Annotated in this window: 25 protein-coding genes and 1 tRNA gene; 15 read left to right on the forward strand and 11 right to left on the reverse strand. The window is 69.5% G+C overall.

Annotated elements, in window-relative coordinates:
- The coding region (gene hrpB, locus VJ655_RS07935) for an ATP-dependent helicase HrpB (protein WP_324110526.1) at window positions 1-1,632 on the forward strand (1,632 nt) is incomplete at its 5' end.
- A gap of 142 nt (window positions 1,633-1,774) precedes the next feature.
- On the opposite strand, the gene VJ655_RS07945 is transcribed toward hrpB, so the two are convergent.
- From VJ655_RS07945 to VJ655_RS07955, 3 genes are read right to left on the reverse strand one after another with little or no spacing between them, the layout of a single operon-like run.
- The gene (locus tag VJ655_RS07945; RefSeq protein ID WP_324110527.1) at window positions 1,775-2,566 is read right to left on the reverse strand and encodes an RNA methyltransferase; all 792 of its coding nucleotides are present in this window, start codon (window positions 2,564-2,566) and stop codon (window positions 1,775-1,777) included.
- A gap of 5 nt (window positions 2,567-2,571) precedes the next feature.
- A complete protein-coding gene (locus tag VJ655_RS07950; RefSeq protein ID WP_324110528.1) occupies window positions 2,572-3,498 on the reverse strand; it encodes a class I SAM-dependent methyltransferase in 927 nt (308 codons plus the stop codon).
- Between the two features lie 17 nt (window positions 3,499-3,515).
- The gene (locus VJ655_RS07955) at window positions 3,516-4,934 is read right to left on the reverse strand and encodes a glycosyltransferase (RefSeq protein WP_324110529.1); all 1,419 of its coding nucleotides are present in this window, start codon (window positions 4,932-4,934) and stop codon (window positions 3,516-3,518) included.
- A gap of 197 nt (window positions 4,935-5,131) precedes the next feature.
- On the opposite strand from VJ655_RS07955, the gene VJ655_RS07960 reads away from it, so the two are divergent.
- Genes VJ655_RS07960 through VJ655_RS07975 form a run of 4 tightly spaced genes read left to right on the forward strand, consistent with a single transcriptional unit; the run spans window position 5,132 to window position 8,325 of the window.
- Window positions 5,132-5,767, forward strand: a complete 636-nt coding sequence (locus VJ655_RS07960; protein WP_324110530.1) for a TetR/AcrR family transcriptional regulator — start codon at window positions 5,132-5,134, stop codon at window positions 5,765-5,767.
- Window positions 5,768-5,771: 4 nt separating this feature from the next.
- Window positions 5,772-6,590 carry an ABC transporter substrate-binding protein gene (locus VJ655_RS07965; RefSeq protein WP_324110531.1) on the forward strand — a complete coding sequence of 273 codons (819 nt, stop codon included), beginning with the start codon at window positions 5,772-5,774 and terminating at the stop codon, window positions 6,588-6,590.
- A complete protein-coding gene (locus VJ655_RS07970) occupies window positions 6,533-7,573 on the forward strand; it encodes an iron ABC transporter permease (RefSeq protein WP_324110551.1) in 1,041 nt (346 codons plus the stop codon). Before VJ655_RS07965 ends, VJ655_RS07970 begins: the two co-directional genes overlap by 58 nt.
- Window positions 7,570-8,325, forward strand: coding sequence for an ABC transporter ATP-binding protein (locus VJ655_RS07975; protein ID WP_324110532.1), 756 nt, complete (start codon window positions 7,570-7,572; stop codon window positions 8,323-8,325). Before VJ655_RS07970 ends, VJ655_RS07975 begins: the two co-directional genes overlap by 4 nt.
- A 310-nt stretch (window positions 8,326-8,635) precedes the next feature.
- On the opposite strand, the gene VJ655_RS07980 is transcribed toward VJ655_RS07975, so the two are convergent.
- Window positions 8,636-10,708 (reverse strand): lytic transglycosylase domain-containing protein, encoded by a 2,073-nt coding sequence (locus VJ655_RS07980; protein WP_324110533.1) that lies wholly within the window; start codon window positions 10,706-10,708, stop codon window positions 8,636-8,638.
- A gap of 287 nt (window positions 10,709-10,995) precedes the next feature.
- Here VJ655_RS07980 and dapA point away from each other — a divergent pair, with 287 nt between their 5' ends.
- Window positions 10,996-11,880 (forward strand): 4-hydroxy-tetrahydrodipicolinate synthase, encoded by an 885-nt coding sequence (gene dapA / locus VJ655_RS07985; protein ID WP_324110534.1) that lies wholly within the window; start codon window positions 10,996-10,998, stop codon window positions 11,878-11,880.
- Window positions 11,880-12,338: an SsrA-binding protein SmpB gene (gene smpB / locus VJ655_RS07990; protein ID WP_324110535.1), complete on the forward strand. Its 459-nt coding sequence runs from the start codon at window positions 11,880-11,882 to the stop codon at window positions 12,336-12,338. Before dapA ends, smpB begins: the two co-directional genes overlap by 1 nt.
- 249 nt (window positions 12,339-12,587) lie before the next feature.
- Here smpB and VJ655_RS08000 read toward each other — a convergent pair whose 3' ends face one another.
- Window positions 12,588-13,583, reverse strand: coding sequence for a DUF2891 domain-containing protein (locus tag VJ655_RS08000; protein WP_324110537.1), 996 nt, complete (start codon window positions 13,581-13,583; stop codon window positions 12,588-12,590).
- Between the two features lie 147 nt (window positions 13,584-13,730).
- On the opposite strand from VJ655_RS08000, the gene VJ655_RS08005 reads away from it, so the two are divergent.
- The 5 genes from VJ655_RS08005 (at window position 13,731) to VJ655_RS08025 (ending at window position 22,046) form a co-directional block, all read left to right on the forward strand.
- Entirely contained in the window at window positions 13,731-14,504 is a 774-nt protein-coding gene (locus tag VJ655_RS08005; RefSeq protein WP_324110538.1) for a class II aldolase/adducin family protein, read from the forward strand.
- A 38-nt stretch (window positions 14,505-14,542) separates the two neighbouring features.
- Window positions 14,543-15,292: a hypothetical protein gene (locus VJ655_RS08010; protein ID WP_324110539.1), complete on the forward strand. Its 750-nt coding sequence runs from the start codon at window positions 14,543-14,545 to the stop codon at window positions 15,290-15,292.
- A gap of 116 nt (window positions 15,293-15,408) precedes the next feature.
- Window positions 15,409-16,518: an efflux RND transporter periplasmic adaptor subunit gene (locus VJ655_RS08015; RefSeq protein WP_324110540.1), complete on the forward strand. Its 1,110-nt coding sequence runs from the start codon at window positions 15,409-15,411 to the stop codon at window positions 16,516-16,518.
- Entirely contained in the window at window positions 16,518-19,661 is a 3,144-nt protein-coding gene (locus VJ655_RS08020; protein WP_324110541.1) for an efflux RND transporter permease subunit, read from the forward strand. Before VJ655_RS08015 ends, VJ655_RS08020 begins: the two co-directional genes overlap by 1 nt.
- A gap of 15 nt (window positions 19,662-19,676) precedes the next feature.
- Window positions 19,677-22,046 carry a transketolase gene (locus tag VJ655_RS08025; protein WP_324110542.1) on the forward strand — a complete coding sequence of 790 codons (2,370 nt, stop codon included), beginning with the start codon at window positions 19,677-19,679 and terminating at the stop codon, window positions 22,044-22,046.
- Here VJ655_RS08025 and VJ655_RS08030 read toward each other — a convergent pair.
- The 3 genes from VJ655_RS08030 to VJ655_RS08040 are packed head-to-tail and all read right to left on the reverse strand — an operon-like array spanning window position 22,043 to window position 23,684.
- Entirely contained in the window at window positions 22,043-22,765 is a 723-nt protein-coding gene (locus VJ655_RS08030; RefSeq protein WP_324110543.1) for a nuclear transport factor 2 family protein, read from the reverse strand. The two genes, VJ655_RS08025 and VJ655_RS08030, sit on opposite strands and share 4 nt — an antisense overlap.
- Window positions 22,762-23,175, reverse strand: coding sequence for a nuclear transport factor 2 family protein (locus tag VJ655_RS08035; protein WP_324110544.1), 414 nt, complete (start codon window positions 23,173-23,175; stop codon window positions 22,762-22,764). The genes VJ655_RS08030 and VJ655_RS08035 overlap by 4 nt, the downstream gene beginning before the upstream one ends.
- A 2-nt stretch (window positions 23,176-23,177) precedes the next feature.
- Complete coding sequence (locus VJ655_RS08040; RefSeq protein ID WP_324110545.1) at window positions 23,178-23,684, reverse strand: cytochrome c family protein; 507 nt, start codon at window positions 23,682-23,684, stop codon at window positions 23,178-23,180.
- Between the two features lie 270 nt (window positions 23,685-23,954).
- Here VJ655_RS08040 and VJ655_RS08045 point away from each other — a divergent pair, with 270 nt between their 5' ends.
- From VJ655_RS08045 to VJ655_RS08055, 3 genes are all read left to right on the forward strand, one after another.
- Window positions 23,955-24,458, forward strand: a complete 504-nt coding sequence (locus VJ655_RS08045) for a GcrA family cell cycle regulator (protein ID WP_324110546.1) — start codon at window positions 23,955-23,957, stop codon at window positions 24,456-24,458.
- Between the two features lie 57 nt (window positions 24,459-24,515).
- Window positions 24,516-24,731, forward strand: coding sequence for a hypothetical protein (locus tag VJ655_RS08050; RefSeq protein ID WP_324110547.1), 216 nt, complete (start codon window positions 24,516-24,518; stop codon window positions 24,729-24,731).
- 160 nt (window positions 24,732-24,891) lie between these two features.
- Window positions 24,892-25,419, forward strand: coding sequence for a MarR family transcriptional regulator (locus VJ655_RS08055; protein ID WP_324110548.1), 528 nt, complete (start codon window positions 24,892-24,894; stop codon window positions 25,417-25,419).
- A 12-nt stretch (window positions 25,420-25,431) separates the two neighbouring features.
- Here VJ655_RS08055 and arfB read toward each other — a convergent pair whose 3' ends face one another.
- The 3 genes from arfB to VJ655_RS08070 form a co-directional block, all read right to left on the reverse strand.
- Window positions 25,432-25,857 carry an alternative ribosome rescue aminoacyl-tRNA hydrolase ArfB gene (arfB, locus tag VJ655_RS08060; protein ID WP_324110549.1) on the reverse strand — a complete coding sequence of 142 codons (426 nt, stop codon included), beginning with the start codon at window positions 25,855-25,857 and terminating at the stop codon, window positions 25,432-25,434.
- A complete protein-coding gene (locus tag VJ655_RS08065; protein WP_324110550.1) occupies window positions 25,854-26,315 on the reverse strand; it encodes a YaiI/YqxD family protein in 462 nt (153 codons plus the stop codon). The genes arfB and VJ655_RS08065 overlap by 4 nt, the downstream gene beginning before the upstream one ends.
- Before the next feature lie 25 nt (window positions 26,316-26,340).
- A tRNA-Thr gene (locus VJ655_RS08070) sits at window positions 26,341-26,415 on the reverse strand.
- Window positions 26,416-26,573: the final 158 nt, after the last annotated feature.

Below are 26,573 nucleotides of genomic sequence, written 5' to 3' on the forward strand. Positions count from 1 at the left end.
ACCTCGATCGCCGAGACCAGCCTGACCATCGAGGGCGTGCGGGTGGTCATCGACGCGGGCCTGGCGCGCGTGCCGCGCTATGATCCGGCCTCGGGCATCACCCGGCTGGAGACGGTGCGGGTCAGCCGCGCCGCCGCCGACCAGCGACGGGGCCGCGCCGGCCGGACCGAGCCGGGCGTCTGCTATCGCCTGTGGGACGAGCCGGAGACCCGGTCGTTGCCCGCCTTCGCGCGGCCCGAGATCCTGGAGGCCGACCTTTCGCGCCTGGCGCTGGATCTCGCCCGCTGGGGCGCGCGCGATCCTTCGAGCCTCACGTTCCTGGACCCGCCGCCGGCCGCGGCCTTCGCCGAGGCGCGGACCTTGCTCACCCGCATCCAGGCGCTGGACGGGCAGGGCGACCTGACCGCCCACGGCAAGGCCCTGGCCGAGATGCCGCTGCCGCCGCGCCTGGCCCACATGGTCGTGCGCGCCGCCGCCTCGGGCCAGGCCCGCGAGGCCGCCGAGATCGCCGCCGTGCTGACCGAGCAAGGACTGGGCGGCAGGGACGTGGATCTGCGACGGCGGCTGGAAAACCTGCACCGCGACCGCTCGCCCCGCGCCCGCGACGCCATGGCCCTGGTCGAGCGCTGGACCCGCGCGGCCGGCAAGCGGCGCTCCGGCGCGCGCGCGATGGAGACCGGCCTGATGCTGGCCGAGGCCTATCCAGAACGCGTCGCCAAGGCGCGCGGCAAGCTGGGTGAGTTCCAGCTGGCCGGCGGGCGCGGCGTCTATCTGGAGCCCACCGATCCGCTGGCTCGCGAGGCTTGGCTGGCCGTCGGCGAGCTGGGCGGCGGCGAGAGCCGCGACCGCATCCTGCTGGCCGCCGCCGTGGATGAAGCCGACCTGCGCGAGGCCTTCGCCGACCGCCTGGTGGCGGAGGACCGCCTGGAGACCTTCGGTGGCAAGGTGCGCGCCAAGCGTCTGCTGCGCCTGGGCAAGCTGGTGCTGGAAGAGCGGCTGGTCGAGAATCCCGACCCGGCCATGATCGCCGCCGCCCTGATGGACCAGGTGCGCGCCGAGGGGCTCTCGGGCCTGCGGCTGGGCGACCGGGGCAAGGCGTTTCTCGACCGCGTGGCCTTCCTGCGCTCGGTCGATGGCGACCAATGGCCCGATCTCTCCGAGGCCGCCCTGGTCGACCGGATGGGCGAGTGGCTGGAGCCGCTGCTGCCTGGCCGCGCCTCGCTGTCCAGCCTGGACGAGGGGACGCTGCACGACGCCCTGAAGACCCTGGTCCCGTGGGACCTGCAGCGGAAGATGGACGCGCTGCTGCCGGCCCGCTTCGAGGCCCCGACGGGCAACACCTTCGCCATCGACTACGCCGCGGAAGGCGGTCCTCGCGTCGAGGTGCGGGTCGGGGAGCTGTACGGCCTCGCCGAACATCCCAGCGTCGCCGGCGGCAAGGTCCCGCTGACGCTCGCCCTGCTGTCGCCAGCCCACCGGCCGATCCAGATCACCAAGGACCTGCCCGGCTTCTGGAAGGGCTCGTGGCGCGAGGTGAAGGTCGAGATGAAGGGGCGGTATCCCCGCCACGTCTGGCCGGATGATCCGGCGAACGCCGCGCCGGTGACGCGGGCCAAGCCGCGCGGGACTTGAGGGACGGGATCACAAAATCCCCCCCCTAGCGGGGGAGGTGGCGCGAAGCGCCGGAGGGGGAAGTTTTGCAGACCTTGCCTCTTCCCCCTCCGTCGTCGCTACGCGTCGACACCTCCCGAGCTAGGGGGAGGATTGGAGCGCTCTACCCCGTCACCGTATAGATCATGATCCCCGTGGCCACCGACAGGTTCAGGCTGTCGGCCCGGCCACGCATCGGGATCTTCACATTCACGTCGCAGGCCGCCGCCAATTCCGGCGGCAGGCCCTGCTGTTCGTTGCCCATCAGGATCAGCGAGGGCTTCACATAGTCGGCGGACTTGTGGTCGACCGTGGCGGTCAGCAGGGTGCCGACCACGCTGCCCGGCCAGGTCGCGCGCCAGGCCAGGAACTCGGGGATGGTGGCCTTGGCGATCTTGACCGCGAAGATCGAGCCCATGGTCGCGCGCACGCCCTCGACCGAATAGGGATCGACGCAGTCGCCCACCAGGATCACCCCGCCGCAGCCGGCCGCGTCGGCGGTGCGGATCACCGTGCCGAGGTTACCTGGGTCGCGGACGGCCTGCATGGCCACCCAGCATGGCGCGCTTTCCGGTACGATGGCCGACAGCGGCGTGAACACTTGGCGGAAGACGGCGACCACGGCCTGGGGATTGTCGCGGCGCGAGACCTTCTCGAGGATTTCCCGATTGACCTCAATGACTTCGCCGCCCGTCTTCAGGCACGCGGCGACGGCCTTCTTCAGCATCGGATGGTCGGCGGCGTCGGGGCCGTACATGACGATCTTGGGCGCGTGACCGCAGTCGATCGCCTCGATGACGATCTTCAGGCCCTCGGCCAGGAACAGGCCGCTCTCCTCGCGCTCCTTGCGCATGTGCAGGGCGCGGACGGCCTTGACGGTGGCGTTGGTCAGGGAGGTGACGGTCTTGGTGCTCATGTCCCTCAGCCTTCACCCGTCTCTTCTTGGGCGGACCAGCGCGCGAAGAACGACAGTCCGATCTGGCGGTCGCCCTTTTCCTCGACCAGCGAAAGCTCGCCCCAGTCGATGACGCCGCCGCGGCCTTCCAGTTCCTGGGCCAGCAGGCCCGACATCGCCGCGCCCGAAACCCGGGCGGCATAGGCGTTCATCAGGAGGAACGAGGCGTCGTCGCTGAGCAGTTCGGCGCAGTCCTTGGTCAGGGCGGCCAGGTCCTCGAACAGGCGCCAGACCTCGCCGTCGGCGCCGCGCCCAAACTTTGGCGGATCCAGGATGATGCCGTCATAGCGATTGCCGCGCCGGACCTCGCGAGCCACGAACTTGCGGGCGTCCTCGACGATCCAGCGGATCGGCTTGTCGGCCAGTCCCGAGAAGGCGGCGTTCTCGCGGGCGAAGCCGACCGACTTCTTGGAGGCGTCGACGTGGGTGACGGCCGCGCCGGCGGCGGCGCAGACCAGCGAGGCCACGCCCGTATAGCCGAACAGATTCAGGATCTTGGGCTGTGGACCTGATCCCTTGGCGTAGGCCCGCACGCGCTCGTCCTGCCAGGCCCAGTTGGCCGCTTGTTCGGGGAAGAAGGCCAGGTGCCGGAACGGGGTGAACTGGCCATGGAACTTGGCCTGTCCCCAGGCCAGGTCGAACTTCTCGATCGGCTTGCCCTTGAAGCGCCAGCGGCCAGCCTCGTCCTCGTCGGTGGGATCGAAGACGGCGTCGGCGGCTTCCCAGACCTTGGCCGGCAGGCGCGGCGCCCAGAAGCACTGCGGCTCGGGGCGCACCACGGTGTAGCGGCCGTAGCGCTCCAGCTTCTTGCCATGGCCACTGTCCAGCAGGGCGTAGTCCGCCCAGCCGGTGGTGCGCATGACGATGGGGGCGGGGGCGATCTTCGGAGCCATCGCCCGCCCATACCTGTTTACAGCCTGACCCGTCCAGAGCGCGGCGCGTGCAGGGTCTTGTCCCAACGGTGCGGGTCGGTGACGAACTGGTGCAGCGCCTTGGTGGCGGCGACGCTTTGCAGCAGCCAGTAGCCGACCATGCCGAACAGGTGCAGCAGCCTTGGCTGGCCGCCAGCCCGCAGCACGCCGCGCGCGCCGGCGATCGCGGCGGAACTCCAGCCCAGCATGTAGAGAACCAGGTCCCAGGCCGGGATGCTGAAGGCGCCGTCGGGCAGGTAGTCGACCGTCGCCGCGGCGATGGCCGCCAGCATCACCGGCCCGTGCAGGTGCGAGGAGGCGACCGATTGGGCCAGGGTCAGGACCAGGGCCACCGCGTTGCGCGGCTGGCGCGGAACCGGACCGCGCGCGTGCACCGCCAGGGTCTGCATGTGGCCCTTGATCCAGCGGGCGCGCTGCGGGAGCCATTGCTCGGCCGTGGTCGGGGCGGTCTCCCAGGTCGGCCGGCCGATCACGCCCAGGCGATAGCCGGCCGCGGCGAGGCGAAAGCCGACGTCGGCGTCCTCGGTGACGTTGTAGGGATCCCAGCCGCCCACCTCGCGCAGGGCCGATGACTTGAAGTGATTGCTAGTGCCGCCCAGCGGAAAGGCCAGACCCCACCGCGACAGGGCCGGCAGCAGGACCTCGAAATGGGCGGCGTACTCAAGCCGGAACTGCGAGGGCAGGAAGAGGGAAAAGCCCGGATCCTCGATCCGCAGCGGCGCCTGCAGGCAGGCGAGGCGCGGATCGGACGCGGCGAAGCGGGCCGCCGCCTCGCGCAGTTGGCCAGGGTCGGGCATGTCCTCGGCGTCGTAGATCACCACCAGCTCGCCCCGCGCCCGGTCCAGGGCGTGGTTGCAGGCGCGCGGCTTGGTCTTGGGCGTTCCTGGCGGAGCGATCAGCACCTGGACGAAGACGGGCAGGGCGATGGCGCGCACGGCGGCCTTGGTGACCTCGTCGTCGGCCTCCAGCACGATCAGGGCCTGCAGCCGGTCGCGGGGATAGTCGAGCGCGGCCAGGTTCTCGACCAGTTCGGCCACGACCTCGGCCTCGCGATAGAGCGGGGCGATAATCGTGTAGCTCGGCAGGTCCCATTCGGCGAGCGGCGCGGACGCCACCAGCGGAAGCGGCGTGCACGCGGCGGCCAGGCGCGTAAGCCCGCCCAGCAGGAAGACGCCGAAGAACAGGTGGTGGACGACCGTGAAGGCGTCGCCCGGATCCACGGCGAAGGTGACCGCCGCCAGCAATCCGAAGAGCGCGATAGAGACGGCCTGGGCGCTGGACAGGGTCTGGTGGGCCCCGTCGCGTTCGCGCGATGGCGCGCCTGCCAGTTGCTCCGCAGGCGCAGGTCCGCCCATCGGCATGGACGCAAGGTCCAGCCGTCCTTCTTCACGCGCCATGGAAGCCCCTGAACGCCCAACGCCCCAACGGCGCGAATAACGGGACCACAACCAAAAGCTGTCAAATGGAAAAACACGCGTTTTGCGACGCGGCTTCGCGCGCGCGACGCCAAAACGCTCCCACCACGCACGTTCTTGCGACGGCTGAGTGATTCCCGTTTAGTGTGGGGTGGGGAAAGCCAGGGGAAGCCAAATCCGTGACGGTCGTTCTGAAGAAGCCTCACAAGTCCGCCCGAAAGCCGAAAGGCGACGGGCACTTGCGCCGAGGCGAAATCCTGGAGGCCGCGGAGAAGATCTTCATCGCCGAAGGCTATTCAGGCGCGACGATCCGCAAGATCGCCGACGCGGTGGGGGTGTCGTCGACGGCGCTCTACATGCACTTCCGCGACAAGGACCAGATCCTGATGGAGATCAGCAACGACGCCATCGAGCGTCTGCTGGCTCTCAACACCCAGATCGCGTCCCAGCCGGTCGATCCCGTGGCGCGCGTCCGCCTGATGCTAGAGGCGTACATGAAGTTCGCCCTGGAGAACCCCAACACCTACCAGCTGGTGTTCTGCAGCACGGGCGAGCACATCTCGCAGGACAAGATTTCCGATCTGCTGGCGCTCGGTGACCGGTGCTTCGAGAAGTTCAGCGAGCCGGTGCACCAGATCGCCGCCCAGGGCCGCCTGCGCTCGGGCTCGGCGGTCGAGGCGGCCGAGGTGCTGTGGGCCGGCTGCCATGGCCTGGTCTCGCTGCTGATCACCAAGCCCTCGCGGGGCTGGTCCTCGTCCGAGGGGTTGATGAAGGTGATGCTGGACGGCTTGCTGCACGGCCTGGTCACGGACTGATCTGATGAGCGCCGCCAAGGTCTTGGGCGTCCTTGCGGCGGCGCTGGCGTTCGCGCCGGTTCTGGCCGTCGCGGCGCCGCGCGTGATGTCGCTGGATTCCTGCGCCGACCAGTACGTGCTGGCCCTGGCGCCGCGCGACAGCATCGTCGGCCTCTCGCATCGGGCGGTCTCCCGCGACAGCTACATGCGCGCCTCGGCGGCTGGCCTGCCGTTGCGGCGGGCGACCTTCGAGAGCCTGGTGGCCGCGCGCCCGCAGGTGGTCGTGCGCCTCTGGGGCGGCGACGCGCGGCTTTCGCGGGCCCTGGAGAAGAAGGGCGTTTCCACCGTCACCCTCGACGACGCCGCCGACTTCGACGGGGTTCGCGCCAACGTCCGCAAGGTGGCCGCCGCTCTGGATCGCCGGGCGGAGGGCGAGGCGATCGTCGCGCGCATGGACGCCCAACTGGCCCGAGCGGCCCAGGCGGGGAAGGGGGCGGGGAAGGGGCGGCCGGCGCTCTATCTGACGCCGGGCGGCTATACGGCGGGACCGGGCACGCTGATCGATTCCCTGCTGAAAGCGGCCGGCTACTCCAACGCCGCGACGAACCCATACTTCTCGCCGGTCTCGCTGGAGGCGATGGTGATGCGGCCGCCGGCGGCCGTGGTGCTTGGCCTGTTCGACATGGCCCGCGCCGGCTCTGACCGCTGGGGACCGGGCCGCCACGCCGCCCTTCGCAGGGTCGTCGCGACCCGTACGGCGGCCTCGCTGCCCGCGTCGGTGGTCGGCTGTCCGGGCTGGTTCGCCGCCGACGGCAGCCGGATGCTCGCCGAGGCCGCGCGATGAGCCTCCTCCGACTTTGCCTGCTGATGTTGCTGGTCCTGGCGGGCGTGGCGATCCTGGCGGTGTCGCTTGGGGAGACCCCGTTGGCGTGGAGCCAGTACGTACAGGCGATGACCCATCCCGGCTCGCCTCCCGGAGAGGTGCTGTGGACGATCCGCGCGCCGCGGGTGGCCGTCGCCGCCCTGGTCGGCGCGGCCCTCGGCCTGGCCGGCGCGACCATGCAGGGCCTGCTGCGCAATCCGCTGGCCGATCCCGGCGTGCTGGGCGTTTCGGCGGTCTCGGGCCTTGGCGCGGCCCTGGCCATTTCCGCCGGCCTGGCCGTGCTGCCGGGCGCGATCGAGCTTTCCGCCCTCGTTGGAGCCCTCGTCGCCGGTGCCCTGGTCGTGGCCCTGGCCGCGCGGTTCCGCGAGCCGGAGGCGCTGATCCTGTTCGGCGTGGCCTTGTCGGCCTTCGGCGGGGCGCTGACGGCGCTGGTCTTCAACCTCTCGCCCTCGCCGGTCGCGACGGCCGAGATTCTGGCCTGGCTGATGGGCTCGGTGCAGAACCGCGACGCCCTGGACGCCGTGCGCGCCCTGGTTCCGATGGCGATCGGCGCGGCCCTCTGCGTCCGCGCCGGGCAGGGCTTGCGGATGCTGACCCTGGGCGAGGAGGCCGCGCGGATGTCGGCCCTGCCGATGGCGCGGCTGCGGGTCTATGCGGTGGCCGGCTCGGCCCTGCTGACCGGCGCGGCGGTGGCGGCGGCGGGCGTGATCGGCTTCGTCGGCCTGGCCGCGCCGCATCTGGTGCGGGCGCTGGTGCGCGACGATCCCAAGCGGATCCTATGGCCCTCGGCCCTGGCCGGCGCGTTGCTGCTGGTGGTCGCCGATCTCGCCGCGCGCCTGATCCCGACCGAGCAGGAGCTGAAGCTAGGCGTGGTCACGGCGCTGTTCGGCGCCCCGGCCTTCGCCCTGCTGGCCTGGCGCGCGGCGCGGAGTTGGCGCTCATGAGCGCGGTCTGGACGCTGGAGGGGCTGAGCGCCCGACAGGGCCGCAAGACGGTGCTGGAGGCGGCCAGCCTGTCGGTCGCGACGGGCGAGCTGGTCGGCATCGTCGGCCCGAACGGCGCGGGCAAGACGAGCCTGTTGCGCGCGGGTCTTGGCTTGCTGCCGGTCCAGGCGGGCTCGGCGCGGCTTTCCGAGCGCGCGGTCGGGGAACTGAAGCCGCACGAGCGCGCCCAGCGGGTGGGCTACCTGCCGCAGGAGCGTCGGGCGGCCTGGAACCTGCCGGCACGGATGGTCGCCGCCCTGGGCGCGAGCGACCTTCCCGAAGCCGAGGCCGATGTCCTGGCGCGGGCCTGCCTGACGCGGGTCGGGGCCGGCGATCTGGCCGAGCGCGGAGTGCTGGACATGTCCGGCGGCGAGCGGGCCCGGGTGCTGCTGGCGCGGCTGCTGGCGACGCGGGCGCCGCTGCTGGTCGCCGACGAGCCCGTGGCGGGCCTCGACCCTGACGCCCAACTGCTGACACTGGATCTGTTGCGCGCCGAGGCGGCTGGCGGCGTGGCGGTGGTCGTCACCCTGCACGACCTGGGTCTGGCCGCGCGGAGTTGCGACCGGATCGTGGTGGTCTTCCAGGGACGGTTGGTCGCCGAAGGACCGCCGCGCGAGGCGCTGTCGCGAGAGATCCTCGCCCGGGTGTTCGGGCTGGATGGGGCGCTGGTGGAGACGCCGGTCGGATTGGTTCTGGCCGCGCGGCGGGTTTAGGGAAGCTCTCAGCTGAACCATTCGTCATCCCGGAAGCCTCGCAGAGGCTTTGGGATGACGAGGTGTTTTTACGGTCGCGGACCTACCTTCCAGCCCCTACGACGGATCGACATTTAAGGCAGTACAAAATTTCTGCCTTCCTGGGCCCTGTGCCCAGGACCCATCGTTCCGAAGTCGCCGAGTTTGACCAGAGCTCCGGGCCGTTCAGCCACGGCTCGCTTCTCAATCGCAGCCTGCCGCCGGCATGGGTCCTGGGCACAGGGCCCAGGAAGGCGAATTATCGAGCCAACCGCCTTGAACGTCGATCGTCCTAAGGCTGCGCCGTGGCCGCCATCTCCGCTGAGGCCATCGCGGCGCTATAGGCGTAGCCGCCGCGCTTGAGGTCGCCGGACAGGGTGAGGGGCGCGACGCCGCCGTTCAGGCGGGCGCGATAGACCATGGTCGTCTCCAGGGTCCGCATCACGTAGTTGCGGGTCTCCGAGAACGGAATGCACTCGATGAAGTCGAGCGGGTCGGTGCTCGCGCCGCGCGGGTCGCCGCAAAGGCCCGCCCACTGAGCCGGCCGCCCAGGACCGGCGTTATAGGCGGCCGCGGCCATGACGTACGAGCCGCTGAAGCTGTTGACCATCTGGCCCAGGTAAACCGAGCCCAGGCGCATGTTGTAGGAGGCGTCCGTGAGACGATCGACCGAGTGGGCCTCGCCCAGCTTGCGGGCGACCAGGGAAGCGGTGGCCGGCATCAGCTGCATCATGCCGCGCGCGCCGACGCCCGACCGCGCCTCGGGGTCGAAATTGCTTTCCTGACGCGAGATCGAATAGACGAACGCCGTCTCGGCCGCGCCTGGTCCTGGCGTGAAATGATGGTCGAGCAGCGGGTAGCCGCGCTCGGCCAGGATGAAGCCCCGCTGGGCGGCGGTGCGCACGGCGCGCATGGCCAGGTCCTGGTCGCCATAGCCGCGGGCCAGGTCGACCAGAAGGGCGCTCTCCTGGGCGTTCGGCAAGGTGTCGTCGATATAGAGCACCAGGCTGCGGAACTGATCCCGGGCGCCGATGTCGGCCAGGATCCGCGCGGCGCGCACCTGCTCGCGGCCATAGAAGCGGGCGCGGTCGGCCGGGGTGATGACCGGATCCGGATCGAGGCGCAGCTCCTTGTAGCCCGCTCTTTCCGCCGAAAGCTGGCCGTAGAACGTGGTGATGTAACGCGCGCCCTCGGCGTAGAAGGCCTGGGCCGCGATGGGGTCGCCCTGGGCCTCGGCCGCGCGACCCTGCCAGTAGAGGGCCCGGCCCTTGGTGATCGGCGAAGCGCCGACCGCGGCGATCTGGGCGAAGTGGGCGGCGGCCAGATCTGCGTTCTTGAGGCGGGTGAGGGCGATCCAGCCGGCGTAGAATTCCGACTCGGCGATGTCAGCCGGCCCCAACGCCTGGGTGTTGTCGGCCGCGGCGTAGGCGCCGGCGCTGTCGCCGGCCTTGAGCGCGGCGACGACCAGTTGCTTGCGTTCCTTCCAGATCGCGGTCGAGGCTTCCTCGGTCGGCGGGGCCGGGAAGTTGACGACCATCGGCAGGGCCAGGGTCTCCATGCCCTTGCGGCGCAGATAGGCGGCGCGTTCGAAAACGACGCCCGGCGAAGCCTGCAAATCCGGCGTCAGGCCGTTGTAGAGGTCGTTGGCGTTGGAGGCGCTCTGGCGATAGGCCATTCGCACGCGGGCGGCGGCCTGCTGGGTTTCCGACAGGAGGGCCACGATGTCGCGCGCCGCCGGGCCCTGTTGGCCGTAAAGGAGGATGTCGGCGCGGCGATTGTAGTCGTCGGGCGTCAGCATCGACCCGAAGCGGGCGATCATGGCGCGCTGGGCGTCGGCCTCGAACACCTTGTCGCGGAAGGTGCGGCGGATCAGGTCCGTCGCCTCCTGCTGCCGGCCGATGGCCTGATAGGCGCTGGCCAGCGCCATGGCGCCGTCGGCCGTGGCCGGCTGGGCGCCGCCGAACCAGGCGATGATCCGCGCCGGATCCAGGCCCGAGGTCGACAGGGCCCGCTCGGTCGCCGCGTCTCGGCGAGCGCCGCGCGGCCAGCCGGCCAGGTCGCGTCGCGCCGAATCCAGGTCGTAGAAGCTGAGCGCCTCGGCGTTGCTGTCGACTAGAGCCCAGAGGGCGATCTTGCGGGCCACCGGATCGCTCAGGCCGGCCATGGCCGCCCGCGCGCCCGAGACGTCGCCGCGCTTGGCGGCCGACAGGGCGGTCTGCAGGGTCGAGGAGTCGGTGTCGGAAACGGAGGTCGCGGCGGCCGGCGACGACGCCAGGTCAGGCGCGGCCGTTTGGGCGTCGGCGACGCCGCAGATCGCGATGATGCAGGCTCCCCCGAGCATGACGCGGCGCAACACTGAAGCCAAAACGCACTCCTTAATCAGCTCCCCGAGCGGGAGCTCCCGGTCCTTCCGCTGGCCGAACGCGCGCCGGCGAGAGGGCCGTCCTCGAATCGCAAGTCCGCGCCCGAAACACGATCAGGCCGGATTATGTTTAAAGGAGGGTTGGCGGGACTTGACCCGACGGCCGCCTCCCATCAAACCGCTCCAGCCTCGACGCACCGGTTGCGGGACGGCGGGGCAGGGACATATTGTCCGCCACCATCGTCCTGCCGCAACCGATGCGGCGCCATTCTCACGGCAATTTGCAAGTCATGGTCCATTCCCCGTTCAAGGGCGTCATTCCGGCCCTCGTCACCCCGTTCAAGGACGGGGAGGTCGACGAGAAAGCTTTCGTGGCCCTGGTCGAGCGTCAGATCGCGGGCGGCGTCCATGGCCTGGTGCCCGTCGGCACGACCGGCGAGACCTCGACCCTGTCGCACGAAGAGCACATGCGGGTCGTCGAACTGTGCGTGAAGACCGCCGCCGGCCGCGTGCCGGTGATCGCCGGCGCGGGCAGCAACTCGACCGACGAGGCCATCATGCTGGTCCGTCACGCCAAGACCGTCGGCGCCGACGCCGCCCTGGTCGTCACGCCCTATTACAATCGGCCCAGCCAGGAAGGCCTCTATCGCCACTACGAGGCGATCAACAACGCCGTCCAACTGCCGGTTTTCGTCTACAACGTGCCGGGCCGCACGGGCGTCGACATCTCCAACGAGACCCTGGCGCGCCTGTCCAAGCTGCCCAACATCGTCGGCATCAAGGACGCCACCGGGGACCTGACCCGCATCAGCGTCCAGCGCCTGATGTGCGGCGACGACTGGGTGCTGCTGTCGGGCGACGATCCCACGGCCCTGGGCTACATGGCCCATGGCGGCCACGGGGTGATCTCGGTCACCTCGAACGTCGCGCCCGACGCCTGCGCGGCCTTCATGAACGCCTGCCTGCAGAAGGACTGGGACAAGGGCCTCTATTGGCAGGATCGCCTGGTGCGCCTGCACAAGGCCCTGTTCCTGGATTCCTCGCCGGCCCCGACCAAGTTCGCGCTGTCGCACCTGGGCCTGTGCTCGGAAGACGTCCGCCTGCCGATCGCGCCGTGCGCGCAGGCCGTGCGTCCCACGATCCTGGACGCGATGCGCGAGGCCGGTCTCGAATAATGGTCAAGCCGATCGCGGAAAACCGGCGCGCCCGGTACGACTACTTCATCGAAGAGACCTTCGAGGCCGGCATCATGCTGACCGGCACGGAGGTGAAGTCGCTGCGCGTCGGCCGGGCCAACATCGCCGAATCCTACGCCTCGGTCGAAGGGCGCGAGATCAAGCTGATCAACGCCGACATCCCGCCCTACGGCCACGCCAACCGTTTCAACCACGAGCCGCGCCGGCATCGGAAGCTGCTGCTGCATCGCAGGCAGATCGACAAGCTGATCGGCGCCGTGCAGCGCGAAGGCCGGACAATGATCCCGCTGAAGCTCTATTGGAACGACAAGGGCCTGGCCAAGCTCGAGATCGGCCTGGCCAAGGGCAAGAAGACCCACGACAAACGCGAAACCGAGGCCGCCCGCGACTGGCAGCGCGACAAGGCGCGGCTGATGAAGGGCGACCGGGGGGACTGACCTCGCCAGTCCCAATGCGTCCGGGCTGGGACCTAGCCCAGACCCCGCATCACCAGAAAGCCGAGGGTCAGGCCGAACGCGAACGCGGCGGCGCTGACGACGAGATAGCGGTGAACGTCCGCGCGGATCTCCGATCGCGTCTGAGCCATGTGATCTCCCGTCGCCCACGCCCCCACGGCGCGCGAATCAAGATCCCACATCGCATCGCGCGCGACCTTGTTCGGGCGCAATGTCAGGGCGCTGGCCGGGTCATCCGTTTTCCAGAGCCAGCAGGGCGAAGGTCGCAAGCCAGTGCTCGCCCATATAGTCGCCCGAGACGTGGGGGATCGCCGCCGCCAGGTGGTTCAGCGCGGCGGTGATCGCGTGCGGCTTGGCCGGATCGGCCTCGGACATGGCGCTGGCCAGGGTCCGCCAGCACCAGGCGCGCGACAGGTTCAGCCCGTCCAGATGCACGATCTTGCCGTCCGTGCGGTCGCTGACCCGCGCCGGGGCGAACAAGGTCGCCGGCCGCTTGTCCGCCAAGTCGGGAAGGAAGCGAGGGAACCACAGGCCAAAGCGCTCGCGCGGGAGCAGGCGGCGCATGGCCTCGGCCTCGATCAGGGCGGGGGAGAGGAAGTCGTCGCCGGACGGCTCCCACGCCGGGCAGGCGGCGTCCTGGCCGTACCAGACCAGGGCCCGGTTCTGCAGCATCTGGCGGAAGGCCGGCAGGTCCGCCATGTCGGCGTACTCGCTGGCCAGGACCAGGGCGAAGGCCGTGTTCGTATGGGTTCCCGCCCGCACCGGATAGTCGGCGACCGGCAGGAAGGCCTCGAACCGTTCGGCGAAGGCCCGCGCCAGCGGCGCGTGAATAGCCGCCCAGGCTCGATCGTGGCGCAGCAGTTCGGCCTGCAGCATGAGATTCCAGGCCCATCCATAGGGACGTTCGAAGCCCCGGCTCTCGGGTCGGGCGAGGTAGGCCAGCTCGCCGGCGACCTTAGCCTCGGTGAAGGCGTCGTCGAACAGGGCGATGATCGTCTCGGCTTCCGGCATCTCCGGACGCAGGCGCAGCAGGGTCGCCAAGAGCCAATAGCCGTGCACGCACGAATGCCAGTCGAAGCTGCCGAAGAAGATCGGGTGCAGCGCGCGGGGCGAGCGGACATCCTCCGGCCCGGCCATCACATGGTCCGGATGGTTCGGAAACTCCCGGGTCAGGTGGCCGAGCGCGATCCTGGCGAAGCGCGAGGCGGTCGAGCGGGCCAGGGTCACGAGCGGGCCAGAGTCATGAGCGGAAGGCGGGGGCGGTCATCGGCGCCCATCAACTTCAGCGCGCGGCCGCGCGCAAGTCCCCCTCTTGACGGCCCCGCGGCCCGGCGCGACGCTCAACTCAACAACGATAACTTACGGGAGGCTCCCATGGCCGACGGCTCACTGCCGATTACATCCCTGAAGGGCAAGGTCAGCGACGCCGAGTGGCAGGCGCGCGTGGATCTGGCGGCGCTTTACCGCCTGGTCGCCCTGCACGGCTGGGACGACATGATCTTCACCCACATCTCGGCCCGCATCCCGGGACCGGAACATCATTTCCTGATCAATCCGTACGGCATGTTCTTCGGCGAGATGACCGCCTCGTGCCTGGTGAAGGTCGATCTGGACGGAAACATCGTCGACAAGACGCCGTACTATATCAATCCGGCGGGCTTCACGATCCACTCGGCCATCCATGCCGCGCGGGAGGACGCCCACTTCGTCATGCACCTGCACTCCGACCAGGGCGTGGCGGTGGCGGCGCACCGGGACGGCCTGCTGCCGCTGACCCAGCATTCATTGATCGTCTTGCCTCAGCTCGCCTATCACGACTATGAAGGCATTGCTCTCAACTTGGACGAGCGGGAGCGGCTGGTGGCCGACCTGGGCGACAAGAAGCTGATGATGCTGCGCAACCACGGGACTCTGTCCGTGGGCGCCACCGCGGCCGAGTGCTGGTTGGGGATGTTCTTCCTGGAGCGGGCGTGCGCGCAGCAAGTGATGGCTCTGTCGATCGGACGCGACAACGTCCTTCTGGCGCCCGAGGCGGCCCAGGAGGAAGTGCGTCGTCAGACCGGCATGGGCATGGGATTGATTGGCGGGCTGGCCTGGCCCGGCTGCCTGCGCAAGCTGGACCGCGAACTGCCCGGCTACGCCGAGTAAAACCTGCTCCGTCGGCTTTCAGGGCCGCCGCGATCCTCGTGGTCGCGGCGGCCTTTTCGTGCCTGGACACAGCGAAGGCGCGCGCCGGCGCCTGGCCCATCGAGCCCGACCGCACCCAACTGATCGCCAAATACGAGCGCACCACGGCCGACCGAGGCTACGATCCGGAGGGCGCCGTGGTCGACATCGCGCCTCGCCGTGACGAGACGCTGTCGGTGTTCGTCGAGCATGGCCTGACCCCGCGGCTGACCTTGCAAGGCAAGGCGGGAGCGACTCGCGGACACGATCGGTGGGCGGCCTATTCCGGTCGCGGGCCGGTGGAGGCGGGGATTCGCTGGACCGTGCGGCGCGATCCGCGCTCAGCCCTTGCTCTTTATCTGGGCGCCGGCGAGGCGGGCGTCGGGCGCAACGCCGGTTACGCCGCGCCGGGTCGCGGTAGTCTCGACCTGGAGGCGCGGGTTCTTTACGGCCGCTCGGGCGTCTGGCGGGGACGCCAGGTGTTCGTCGACCTGCAGGCGGCGCGGCTGAAGCGGCAGGGCCTGGCCAACGAGACCCGCATCGATGCGACCTTGGGGCTCAGGCCCGCCAAAGCCTGGCTGCTGCTGGCCCAGACCTACGCCGGCCAGGCCGATCGCGCCGATGTCGACGCGCGCTGGATCAAGTCCGAGATCTCGGTCGTCCGCGCGTTCGGCGACTGGAGCGTGCAGGGGGGATGGCGCGACACGGTCTCGGGCCGCGAGACCGCTCGCGATCGCGGCGTCGTGCTCGCCGTATGGCGTCGTCTGTAGCTTGTTTCAGCACTGCAACAGTCAGTCATCCGCCTGTCACTGGACGCCGCTTTAGGCTGCGGTCATATCTCGCCGCACTTCTAAACTTCGCCGTTCGCGGCGCCCGGAGCCGTTCGTTGATCCGCAGGCACTTCTTTCTCGTGGTGGCGCTCGTCGCCGTCGTTCTCATGCTGGTTGTCGGCGGCCTGAAGCTGGCCTTCGCCAACAAGGACAAGCAGAACGCGGGCGGCGGCGGCCGGGCGACCAATGTGGCGCAACTGGTGGTCGGGCAGCGTCCGTTCACGGATCGCATCGAGGTGCTGGGCGCGGCCAAGGGCCGCCAGTCGGTGACCATCACCTCCAACACCGCCGAAATGATCACCGCCGTCCACTTCACCGATGGTGAGACGGTGTCGCGCGGCCAGGTTCTGGTCGAACTGAAGGCCGACCAGGAGAACGCCGGCATCGCTGAGGCCAAGGCGCGCCTGGCCCAGGCCGAGCGCGATTATCAGCGCTGGAAGACCCTGGCCGACAAGGGCATCGCGCCACGCGCCACGGCGGAGCAGTATCTGGCCGCCTACGAGACGGCCAAGGCGGCGGTCGGCTCGGTCCAGGCCCAGAAGCTGGACCGAGTGATCCGCGCGCCGTTCTCGGGACGGGTGGGCATTTCGGACGTCGCTCCGGGCACGCTGATCAGCCCCGGCACGGCGATCGTCAGCCTGGACGACGTCTCGGTGATCCGCGTCGATTTCTCGGTGCCCGATCGCTACCTTTCGACCCTGCGCGTCGGCCTGCCGATCGCCGCGCGGCCGGACGCCCTGCCGGGCGAGACCTTCCAGGGCCGCATCGCCCAGATCGACACCCGCATCGACCCGGCCACGCGCGCCATCAAGGCCCGGGCCGAGTTCCCCAACGCCAGCGGCCGACTGAAGCCGGGCATGTTGGTCAAGGTCGCCATCGACCAGGGCGTGCGCACCGCCGTCGCCGTGCCCGAGGCCGCCGTCCAATTCGAGGGAACCCAGGCCTCGGTCTACCGCGTCGCCAAGGGCCCCAAGGGCATGGTCGCCCGCCGCACCGATGTCGACACAGGCATCATCCAGGACGGCTTCGTCGAAATCCGCTCGGGCCTGAAGCCCGGCGACAAGATCGTCGGCGACGGCCTTAACCGCGTCCAGGACGGCGCCGCGATCGGCGGCGGCAAGAAGCCTGATGGCCAAAAGGGCGGTGAAGCCCGCAAGGCCGGCTGATGCTGTCCGATCTCTCCGTCCGTCGTCCCGTCTTCGCCGCCGTCGCGGCGATCATCCTCTGCGTCATCGGCCTGGCGGCGTTCTCGTCGCTGCCGATCCGCGAGCTGCCCAGCGTCGATCCGCCCGTGGTGTCGGTCTCGACCACCTATCGCGGCGCCTCCGCCGAGGTCATCGAGGAGCGCATCACCCAGGTGATCGAACGCCAGGTCGCCGGTATCCAGGGCATCGACCGGGTCAACAGCTCCTCGCGCGACGGTCGTTCGCAGATCACCATCACCTTCAACCTCGACCGCGACCTCGACGCGGCGGCCAATGACGTGCGCGACGCCGTCAGCCGGGTGACCAGCAACCTGCCGGACCAGGCCGACCCGCCACAGATCGCCAAGGCCAACGCCGACTCCGCGCCGATCATCATCCTGAACCTGACCTCGACCACGTTGGACCCGCTGCAACTGGCCGACTACGCCGACCGCTACCTGGTCGAGCGGATGTCGACGATCGACGGTGTCGCCCAGGCCAACCTGTTCGGCGCAAAGATCTACGCCATGAGGATCTGGCTGGACGCCAACGAGATGGCCGCCCGCGGGATCACGGTCGACGACGTCGAAAGCGCCCTGAACGCCCAGAACCTGGAGCTGCCGGCCGGCTCGCTGGAAAGCTCGGCGAAGGACTTCACCATTCGCGTGGCGCGCTCCTACGCCAAGCCGGAGGACTTCGCGCGCCTGCCGCTGCGGGCCGCCGACGCCAGTGGCTTCGTGCTGCGCCTGGGCGATGTCGCCCGGATCGAGGAGGGGGCCGACGAGCGCCGCCGCATGTTCCGGGGCAACGGCATCGATCAGGTCGGCATCGGTCTGACCCGCCAGTCGCAGGCCAACGACGTGGCCATCTCCCAGGCCGTCCGCAAGGAAGTGGACGCGATCAACCTGACCCTGCCGCCGGGCACCAAGATGGTGGTGGCCGTCGACAACTCGGTGTTCACCGCCGAGGCGATCCACGAGGTCTGGATCACCATGGGCATGTCCATCGGCCTGGTGGTGCTGGTCAATCTGGTGTTCCTGGGCAGCTGGCGATCGGCCCTGATCCCATCGGTCGTGGCGCCGATCTGCATCCTGTCGACCTTCATCATCCTGGCGCCGCTGGGCTTCTCGCTGAACCTGCTGACCCTGCTGGCCCTGGTGCTGGCCGTCGGCCTGGTCGTCGACGACGCCATCGTCGTGGTCGAGAACATCCAGCGCCGGGTCGACGATGGCGAACCGGCCCTGGTCGCCGCCGAGCGCGGCACTCGCCAGGTGTTCTTCGCCGTGGTCGCCACGACCATCGTGCTGATCTCGGTGTTCGCGCCGCTGATGTTCCTGCCCGGCTATATCGGCCGCCTGTTCGTCGAGCTGGCCGTGGCCATCGCCGCGGCGGTGGGCTTCTCGGCCCTGCTGGCGCTTTCGCTGTCGCCGATGATGGCCTCCAAGCTGCTGAAGCCGGCGCATGGCGAAGGCTGGCTGGCCCGCCGCGTGGACCGGGCGATGGACGCGCTGCGGAACTCGTATCGCGCCTCGCTGGAGGGGATCCTCGGCGGCTGGTCGGCGGCCCTGGCCGGCGGCCTGGTGGTGATCCTGGCGGCCTTCGCGGCCCTGCTATTCACGGCCCTGCCCAAGGAACTAGTGCCGCCCGAGGACCGCGGCCGGGTCGATGTCTCGATCTCGGCGCCCGAGGGCGCGGGGTATGACTATACCGCCTCGGTCGGTCGGCGGATCGAAAAGACGCTCGAGAAGTACCGGACCGAAGGCGTCTCGGAACGGACGATCCTGACCATCCCGCGCTTCGGCGGCAATTCGTTCAACAGTGGCAACGGCGTCGTCGTCATGCGGCCGTGGGGCGAGCGCAAGAAGACCGCCGACCAGGTCGCGGCCGAGCTGAACAAGGATCTCGGCAAGATCACCAGCGTGCGGGCCGTGGCCAGCGTGCGCGGTCCGTTCCAGCGGGGCGGCGGTGGCGGCGGTGGCGGCGGCACCAATGTCGACCTGATCGCCGTCGGCAACGACTACGTCCAGTTGGCCGAGTGGCTGAAGCCGATCCTGACGGCGGCGCAGGACAATCCGGGCCTGGCCCGTCCGCGCCTGGATTACGAGCCGACCGCGCCGCGCCTGTCGGTGCAGATCGACCTGGACAAGGCCGCCAGCCTCGGCGTCTCGGCCCAGTCGATCGGCCGGGCGCTGGAGACGATGTTCGGTTCCCGCAAGGCGACGACCTACATCAAGAACGGCCAGGAATACGACGTCATCCTGCAGACCAACCTGGACCAGCGCCGCAGCATCGCGGACCTGAACCGGCTGAACGTCCGGGCCAGTTCGGGCGCGCTGGTGCCGCTGTCGACCGTGGTCACCACCCAGCTGCGAGGCGACACGCCCGACCGGCCGCGCGTGGATCGCCTGCGCTCGGTCACCCTGACCACCCAGCTGAACCCTGGATACACGGTCGAGGACGCGGTCAGCTTCTTCAAGGCCCAGGCCGACGAGCGCCCGGTGCCCGGCGTCAGCATCAAGTGGGGCGGCCAGGCCAAGGACTATCTGGAAGGCTCGGGCGGCATCGCCATCGCCTTCGGCCTGGCCCTGCTGCTGGTGTTCTTGGTGCTGGCCGCGCAGTTCGAAAGCTGGATCCACCCGGCGGTGATCATGCTGACCGTGCCGCTGGCGGCGCTGGGCGGGCTGTTTGGCCTGCTGATCATGGGGTCGACCATCAACACCTACAGCCAGATCGGCCTGATCATCCTCGTGGGCATCGCCACCAAGAACGGCATCCTGATCGTCGAGTTCGCCAACCAGCTGCGCGACGAGGGGCTGACCGTGCGCGAGGCGGTGATCGAGGCGGCGGCCCTGCGTCTGCGCCCGATCATCATGACCTCGATCGCTGCGGCCATGGGCGCCTTGCCGCTGATGCTGTGGGCGGGGGCGGGCGCGGGCAGCCGCAAGACGATCGGGGCGGTGATCTTCACCGGCGCGATCTTCGCCACCTTGCTGACGCTGTTCATCGTGCCGATCTTCTATGACCTCCTGGCGCGCTTCACGAAGTCGCCGGAGTGGACGGCCCGGCAGATCGAAGAGTATGAAGCCCGGGAAAAGGGCGGCGAGGGGGAAACCTTGCCGGCTTAAAGCAGGTGAGGAAGCATGGCTGACGGCTCTCTGACGGCCAAGCGGCAGGAAATAGCTCTGCTGCGCCGTCTCGAGGAACGGATTCTCTGGCTGGCGGCGTGGACCATCCACAACGCCAACCATATCCGGGAAAGCCGTGACGGGCTGAAGGTCGGCGGCCACCAGGCCTCCAGCGCCTCGATCGCCACGATCATGACGGCCCTCTACATGAAGGCGCTGCGGCCGCAGGACCGGGTGGCGGTCAAGCCGCACGCCAGCCCCGTCTTCCACGCTATCCAGCATCTGTTCGGCCGCCAGAGCCTGGAGAACCTCCAGCGCTTCCGGGCGCTGGGCGGGGCGCAGTCCTATCCCTCGCGCACCAAGGACGTCGACGACGTCGACTTCTCGACGGGGTCGGTCGGGCTGGGCGTGGCGATGACCGCCTTCGCCTCGCTGGCCCAGGACTACCTGGCCGCGCGCGGCGCGGTGAAGCCGGAGAAGATGGGCCGGATGATCTCGCTGCTGGGCGACGCCGAGCTGGACGAGGGCAATATCTACGAAGCCCTGATCGAGGCCTGCAAGCACGACATCCGCAACACCTGGTGGATCGTCGACTACAACCGCCAGAGCCTGGACGCCACGACCCAGGACCGGATGTTTACGCGCTATGGCGAGATCTTCGAGGCCGCCGGCTGGACGGTCGAGACGCTGAAGTGGTCCAGGCGCCAGCGCGAGGCCTTCGCCAAGCCGGGCGGCGAGCGGCTGCGCGAGTGGATCGAGACCGCGCCCAACGACCTCTATTCGGCCCTGACCTACCAGGGCGGCGCGGCCTGGCGCGAGCGCTTGAACGCCGACCTGACGGGCGACGCCGACGCCCTGGCCCTGATCGCCGGCTACAAGGACCCCGACCTGGCCGAGCTGATGACCGAGCTGGGCGGCCACTGCCTGGAGACGCTGCTGGAGGCGTTCGAGCGAGCCAGCCAGGACGACGCGCCGCGCTTCTTCATCGCCTATACGGTCAAGGGCCTGCGCCTGCCGTTCCAGGGGCACAAGGACAACCACGCCGGCCTGATGACGCCCTCCCAGATCGCCGAGTTGCGCGCGCGCCTCGGCGTCGTCGAGGGCGAGGAGTGGGATCCGCTGTCGGGCCTGTCGGCCGCCGAGCGCACGGCGCTGAAGGGCTTGGTCGCTCGCGCGCCCTTCGCCGCCGAGGTCGAGCGCGAGCACATCGCCCCGGCCGTTCCAACCCCCGCCGCCGACGAGCTGCTGGCCGCCGTCGACGCCAAGGGGGCCGGCGGCGACGAGCAGTCGACCCAGGCCGCTTTCGGCAAGGTGATGTTCGAGATCGCCGCGCGGAAGGACGAGTTCGCCGGCCGCGTGGTGACCACCTCGCCGGACGTGACGGTGTCGACGAACCTGGGCGGCTTCGTGAACCGGCGAGGTGTGTTCCACCGCCGCGCCCACGAGGACGTCTTCAAGCGCCGCCGCATCCCCTCGGCCCAGGTCTGGGCCAAGGCCGAGACCGGCCAGCACGTCGAGCTGGGCATCGCCGAGAACAACCTGTTCATCGCCCTGGCGGCCCTGGGCCTGACCGCCCCGTTGTTCGGCGAGCGCCTGTTTCCGGTCGGAACCCTCTATGATCCCTTCATCGCCCGCGGGCTCGATGCCCTGAACTACGCCTGCTACCAGGACGCCCGCTTCCTGCTGGTCGCCACGCCTTCAGGCCTGACGCTGGCGCCGGAGGGCGGCGCGCACCAGTCGATCAACGCGCCAGTCATCGGCATGGCCCAGCCGGGCCTGGACACCTACGAGCCGGCCTTCGCCGACGAGACCGCGGTGCTGATGGCCCACGCCTTCGACCGTATCCAGGCGGCGGACGGCGGCTCGACCTATCTGCGGCTGTCGACGCGGGTGATCGCCCAGCCCGAGCGAGTGGACGACGCCTGGCGCCAGGGCGTGGTCGACGGCGCCTATTGGCTGAAGGCCCCGGGGCCAGGCGCGAAACTGGCCATCGTCTATAGCGGGGCCCTGGCGCCCGAGGCCCTGGCGGCGTTCCAGGCGCTGTCCGAAGACATGCCCGAGGCGGGCCTGCTGGCCGTCACCTCGGCCGACGTGCTGCACCGGGACTGGACGACTTCGGGTCGCGCGCGCTGGACGGGGCAGGGCGTCCCGGGCGCCTCGACCATCGAGACCCTGCTGGCCCCGCTGGACCGCGACGCCGGCCTCGTCACCCTGACCGACGGCGCGCCGCTGGCCCTGTCTTGGCTGGGGTCGGTGCGGGGACAGCGGGTGCGGGCCCTGGGCCTGGAGGCGTTTGGCCAGTCGGGCGATCTGCCGGACCTCTATCGCAAATACCGCCTGGACGCCGACGCCGTGCTGGACGCCTGCGCGGACCTGCTGGCCTAGACGCCGCTGTCGTCGATGTCCTGGTCGACGATCAGGCCGTATTCCAGCCGGTACCAGACCGTGACCAGGCCGTCCTGCCAGAGGCCGCCGTCGGCGCCGCGGGTCGTCACCTGCAGCCGCGCCCGCACGCTGTCGTCGGGCTCGAGCGCGTAGTCGAGGATGGCGATTTCCAGCCGGACCGTCTCCAATAGGTGGCGGAAGTGGGCGCGCAGGCCCTCGGCGCCTTGCACGACGCCTTCCTCGAAAGTGTCGAAGAAGCGGGCGTTGGGAGCGTAGCAGGCCACGATGGCCTCAAGGTCGCCGGCGTTGATCGCGGCGTGGACGCGCTCCAGCAGGGCGTCGATCCCGGCAAAGCGGGTGTCGCGATGATCCTGCTCGGTCGACAGCCGCTCGACCAGGCCGTCGCGGAAGACATAGCGGTGCAGCACGCGAGTGCTCGACCAGGGCGAGCCGTCCGTCGCGCTGTCGACGACCTGACGGCAGAGCACCGCGACGGCGCCGTGCTCGTCGGTGTGCAGGCTGATCGGCTCGTAACGCACGCGCAGGGACGTGGCGATCCGGGCGAGATAGTCGGCCACCGCCTCGCGGCCGCGCAGGGGGACGCCCTCGGCCTCGTCCGGCCAGGCGACGTCGGGCGCCAGCATCGCCGCCACGCGGTCGAAGGCCTGAGCGTTGAACGCCGCGTAGAGCGGCGCGATCCGGGCTTCGTCGGCGGTCATTGGCCTGTGGGCGCGCCTGTCTCGGAACTGTCTGTCTCGGAACCGTCTGTCTCGGGCGCGATATCCATGCGCCAGAACAGGCCGTCGCGGAGCGTGTAACGATGCCGCACGCACAGGTCCGACCACAGCCGGCCCGACAGGTTCCAGACCACCTGGTTGGCGTCGACGACGACGCGGCCCTCGTCGTCGATCCACACCGAGACCGGCGTCAGCTCCACGCGGATGACGCTGTCGTTATAGCGCCAATAGTCTCGGACGGCCTCGGGCCCTTCCAGCATGCCGCCCCGCGTGACGTCCGGCCATTCCAGCTGGGGATGGACCAGGGTCCGGAACGCCTCGTAGTCGCGCCGCTGGTTGGCGTCGTAGAGGCGCTCGACAAGGGCCTGCAGGTCTGGCGGGGCCGGGCGCACGTCTAGGGGGCCGGCTTGTAGCCCGTCTCGACCTTCAGATAGGCGATGAGGTCGATCCGGTCCTTGGGATCCTTCAGGCCGGCGAAGGTCATCTTGGTGCCGGGCATGAAGCCGCGCGGATCGGTCAGCCACTTGTCCAGGTGCTCGGCGTCCCAGGTGAAGCTCGAGGCCTTGACCACGTCGGAATAGGGGTAGCCCGGCCTGGAGCCGACCTTGCGGCCGAACACGCCGTGGAGGTTGGGGCCGGTCAGGTCCGGGCCGCCCTCGGTGATCGTATGGCACGAGCGGCACAGGGCGAACTTGCTCTGGCCGTTGGCCAGGTCGCCGGTGTTGTAGGGGGCGGGCAGGGCGGCCAGGGCCGCGGCCTTGTCGGCGTCGGTCGGAGCGGCGGCGGCGGGGGCGTCCGCCGGCGCCGAAGCAGGGGCCTCGCCGGAACTGCCTCCGTCCTTCGAACAGGCGGAAACGGCGAGGACCAGGGCCGCCGCGGCGGCCAGTTTCAACGTGCGCATGGTGTTTCCCGACTGACGTTTCGCCGCAGGCTCTGCGACGCCGCGACGCATTCCAAGTCCTTATAAAATCTGGGCCCCCGGCTTGTCACGTAACAAGGGTACCGAGCCGGGAACCCTGCGACAATTGGCGGTATCTATGTGATTCTCCGAGCAAAAAGTGAAATCGCAAACCGTGGGTCCGCACATAACCGTTTGACGCTCGTTAACCATAAACCTTACCCATTTCCTCACGGAGCGGGCTGGCTCCGGGACAGGGCGGGAAACAAAACCATGGACTGGAGCGAAGAACGCACCGCGACCCTCAAGAAGCTCTGGCTCGAGGGTCTCAGCGCGAGCCAGGTCGCGCGGCAACTGGGCGGCGTCAGCCGCAGCGCGGTGATCGGCAAGGTGCATCGCCTGGGCATCACGGTCCGCGAAACCCCGATCCGCCAGCGCGTCGCCTCGGTCCGCGCCCCGTCGCGGATGGCCTCGCGCCAACGCCCCGCCCGCGAGACCCAGGCGACCCGAGCGGCGCCGTCCTACGAGCGGATCGAGGAAGACCTGCTGCCGACCTCGGGCATCCTGGGCCTGGGCGCCCATTCGTGCCGCTGGCCGATCGGCCATCCCGAAAACGACGACTTCGGCTTCTGCGGCCGTCCCAAGTCCAGCGCCCGCGGCTCGTACTGCGAGCAGCACAGCCAGGGGGCCTTCCGACGCTTCGCATCCAGCGAGGCGGTCGAGGCCTGGGCCCTGAAGGGCGTCAAGGAAAGGCGCGTCCAGCCGAGCCTCGGCTGAGCTCTCGCCTCCATCGATCCTTCCTCATTCCTCACGCACGATCGCCGAGACAATCCCATGAACATGGTCCTGATCGAAAACGCCGCCGGCAGCAGCCAAGTGATCACCATCATCGAGGAGTTCGCCGGCCATTCGGTCTCGCGCGACCTCAATCCCGGCGACCACGCCCGGATCCCGGTCACCCAGTTCAAGTCGATCACCGTCCGGGAGACCTATCCCGACGACTGGTTGACCCGCGGCCGCAGCCGCAATCGGGCGGCCCTCGAAGCTTGAGCATCGGCTGCTCCGCTCGAGCGTGCGATTCCCGCATAAATTGAATGATATGACCCCGCGAAGCCTTTCGCGGGGTTTTTCGTTTCCGTTACGGTCGCGCTGATTGCGTGACCGTTAACCTTATGACACACAAAGCGCCGCTTTGGGGGGCGGACCGATTATGCGTGAGGGGAATGAGCGCGCCGAGATGGTCGACGACCATGCGCTGCCGCTGCCGAGCTATCTCGGTTATCTACTTTACCAGACCGAGCAGCATCGCCGGGCGATGGCCGCCGATCTGCTGGCGCGTCACGGCCTGACCTTCGCCAAGTGGGTGGCGATGATCTCGCTGCGACGGTTCGGCGACCTGTCGATGACCCGACTGGCCAAGCTGTCGGCCACCGACCGAACGACGCTGACGCGGTCGATCGACAGCCTGATCACCGATGGGCTGGTCTTGCGCGAGACCTCGGCCACCGACCGCCGGATCGTGGTCGTGCGCCTGACCGACGCCGGCCGCTCGCTGCTGGAAAAGATCCGCGCCGAGATCCGTCCGCTGAACCGCGAGGTCTGCTCCAATCTGACGACGGACGAGCAGGCCGCCATGACCCGCGCCCTGCAGAAGATGCTGTCCGGCCTGATAGCGGAACCGGATTGGAAACAGGACGTGATCGCGTTCTCGACGCCGGTCCCGCCGGAGACGGCATGAGGGCGCGGGCCCTCAGTCGTCGAACTTCACCCGTCCGCGCCCGGACTTGACCGTGCCACGCTTGGTCTTGCCTTCCAGCCGCTTGAGCTTGCTGGAATAGGTCGGCTTGGTGGCCTTGCGGGGCTTGGGCTTTTCGGTGGCTCGACGGATCAGCTCGGCCAGACGCTCGCGGGCGTCCTGGCGGTTCATCTCCTGCGAGCGGCTGCCTTGCGAGAACAGCACCAGCACGCCGTCCTGGGTCAGGCGGCTGCCGGCCAGCTTCTCCAGCCGCGCCTTGACGTCCTCGGGAAGGGACGGGGAGTTGCGCACGTCGAAGCGCAGCTCCAGCGCCGTGGACGTCTTGTTGACGTGCTGGCCGCCGGGGCCCGACGCGCGCGTGGCCTTCCAGACCAGTTCGTCCTCTTCGATCCGCAGCCAGGAGGTGATGTCCAGCGTCATCGCGGCGGGATCCGCTTGGCCTTGACCACCAGCTGGTCCAGCGCCTGCAGGAACCGCGAGCGGTCGGCGTTGGCGAAGGCGGCGGGGCCCTTGGTGACCTCGCCCATCGAGCGCAGGTGTTCGCCGATCGAGCGCGAGGCCAGGGCCGAACCGATCATGTCGGCCGTGAACACGCGCCCATTCGGCGCGACGGCCGCGCCGCCGGCCTTCAAGACGCGGTCGGCCAGGGGAATGTCGTTGGTCACCACCACGTCGCCTGGCCCGCAGCGCTCGGCGATCCAGTCGTCGGCGACGTCCGGACCCGCGTCGACCACGATCTGCTCGATCACCGGCGTCTGGGGCACGCGGATCCAGCTATTGGACACCACGAAGGTCTTGAAGCCGTGGCGGGCGGCGACCTTGTAGGCCTCGTCCTTCACGGGGCAGGCGTCGGCGTCGATGAAGAGGGTGGCGGTCATCGCGACTGAACCTGAGATCGGAGACTGGTGCCGGCGGAGAGGATCGAACTCCCGACCTTCGGTTTACAAAACCGCTGCACTACCGCTGTGCTACGCCGGCATTGGGCCTTACGGCCCGAGGTCAGGGCTTATGCCGTCTGCCGGGCCGGACGGCAATACCCGTGCGGGTACGGGCATAAACTCCCTCTCCCATAGGGAGAGGGCGGGGCCCGCGCCGCGGGCGTGGGAGGGTGAGGGGATCGGCGGAGCCCGTCCCGG

This window comes from Caulobacter sp., from assembly GCF_035254145.1.
Lineage (GTDB): Bacteria > Pseudomonadota > Alphaproteobacteria > Caulobacterales > Caulobacteraceae > Caulobacter.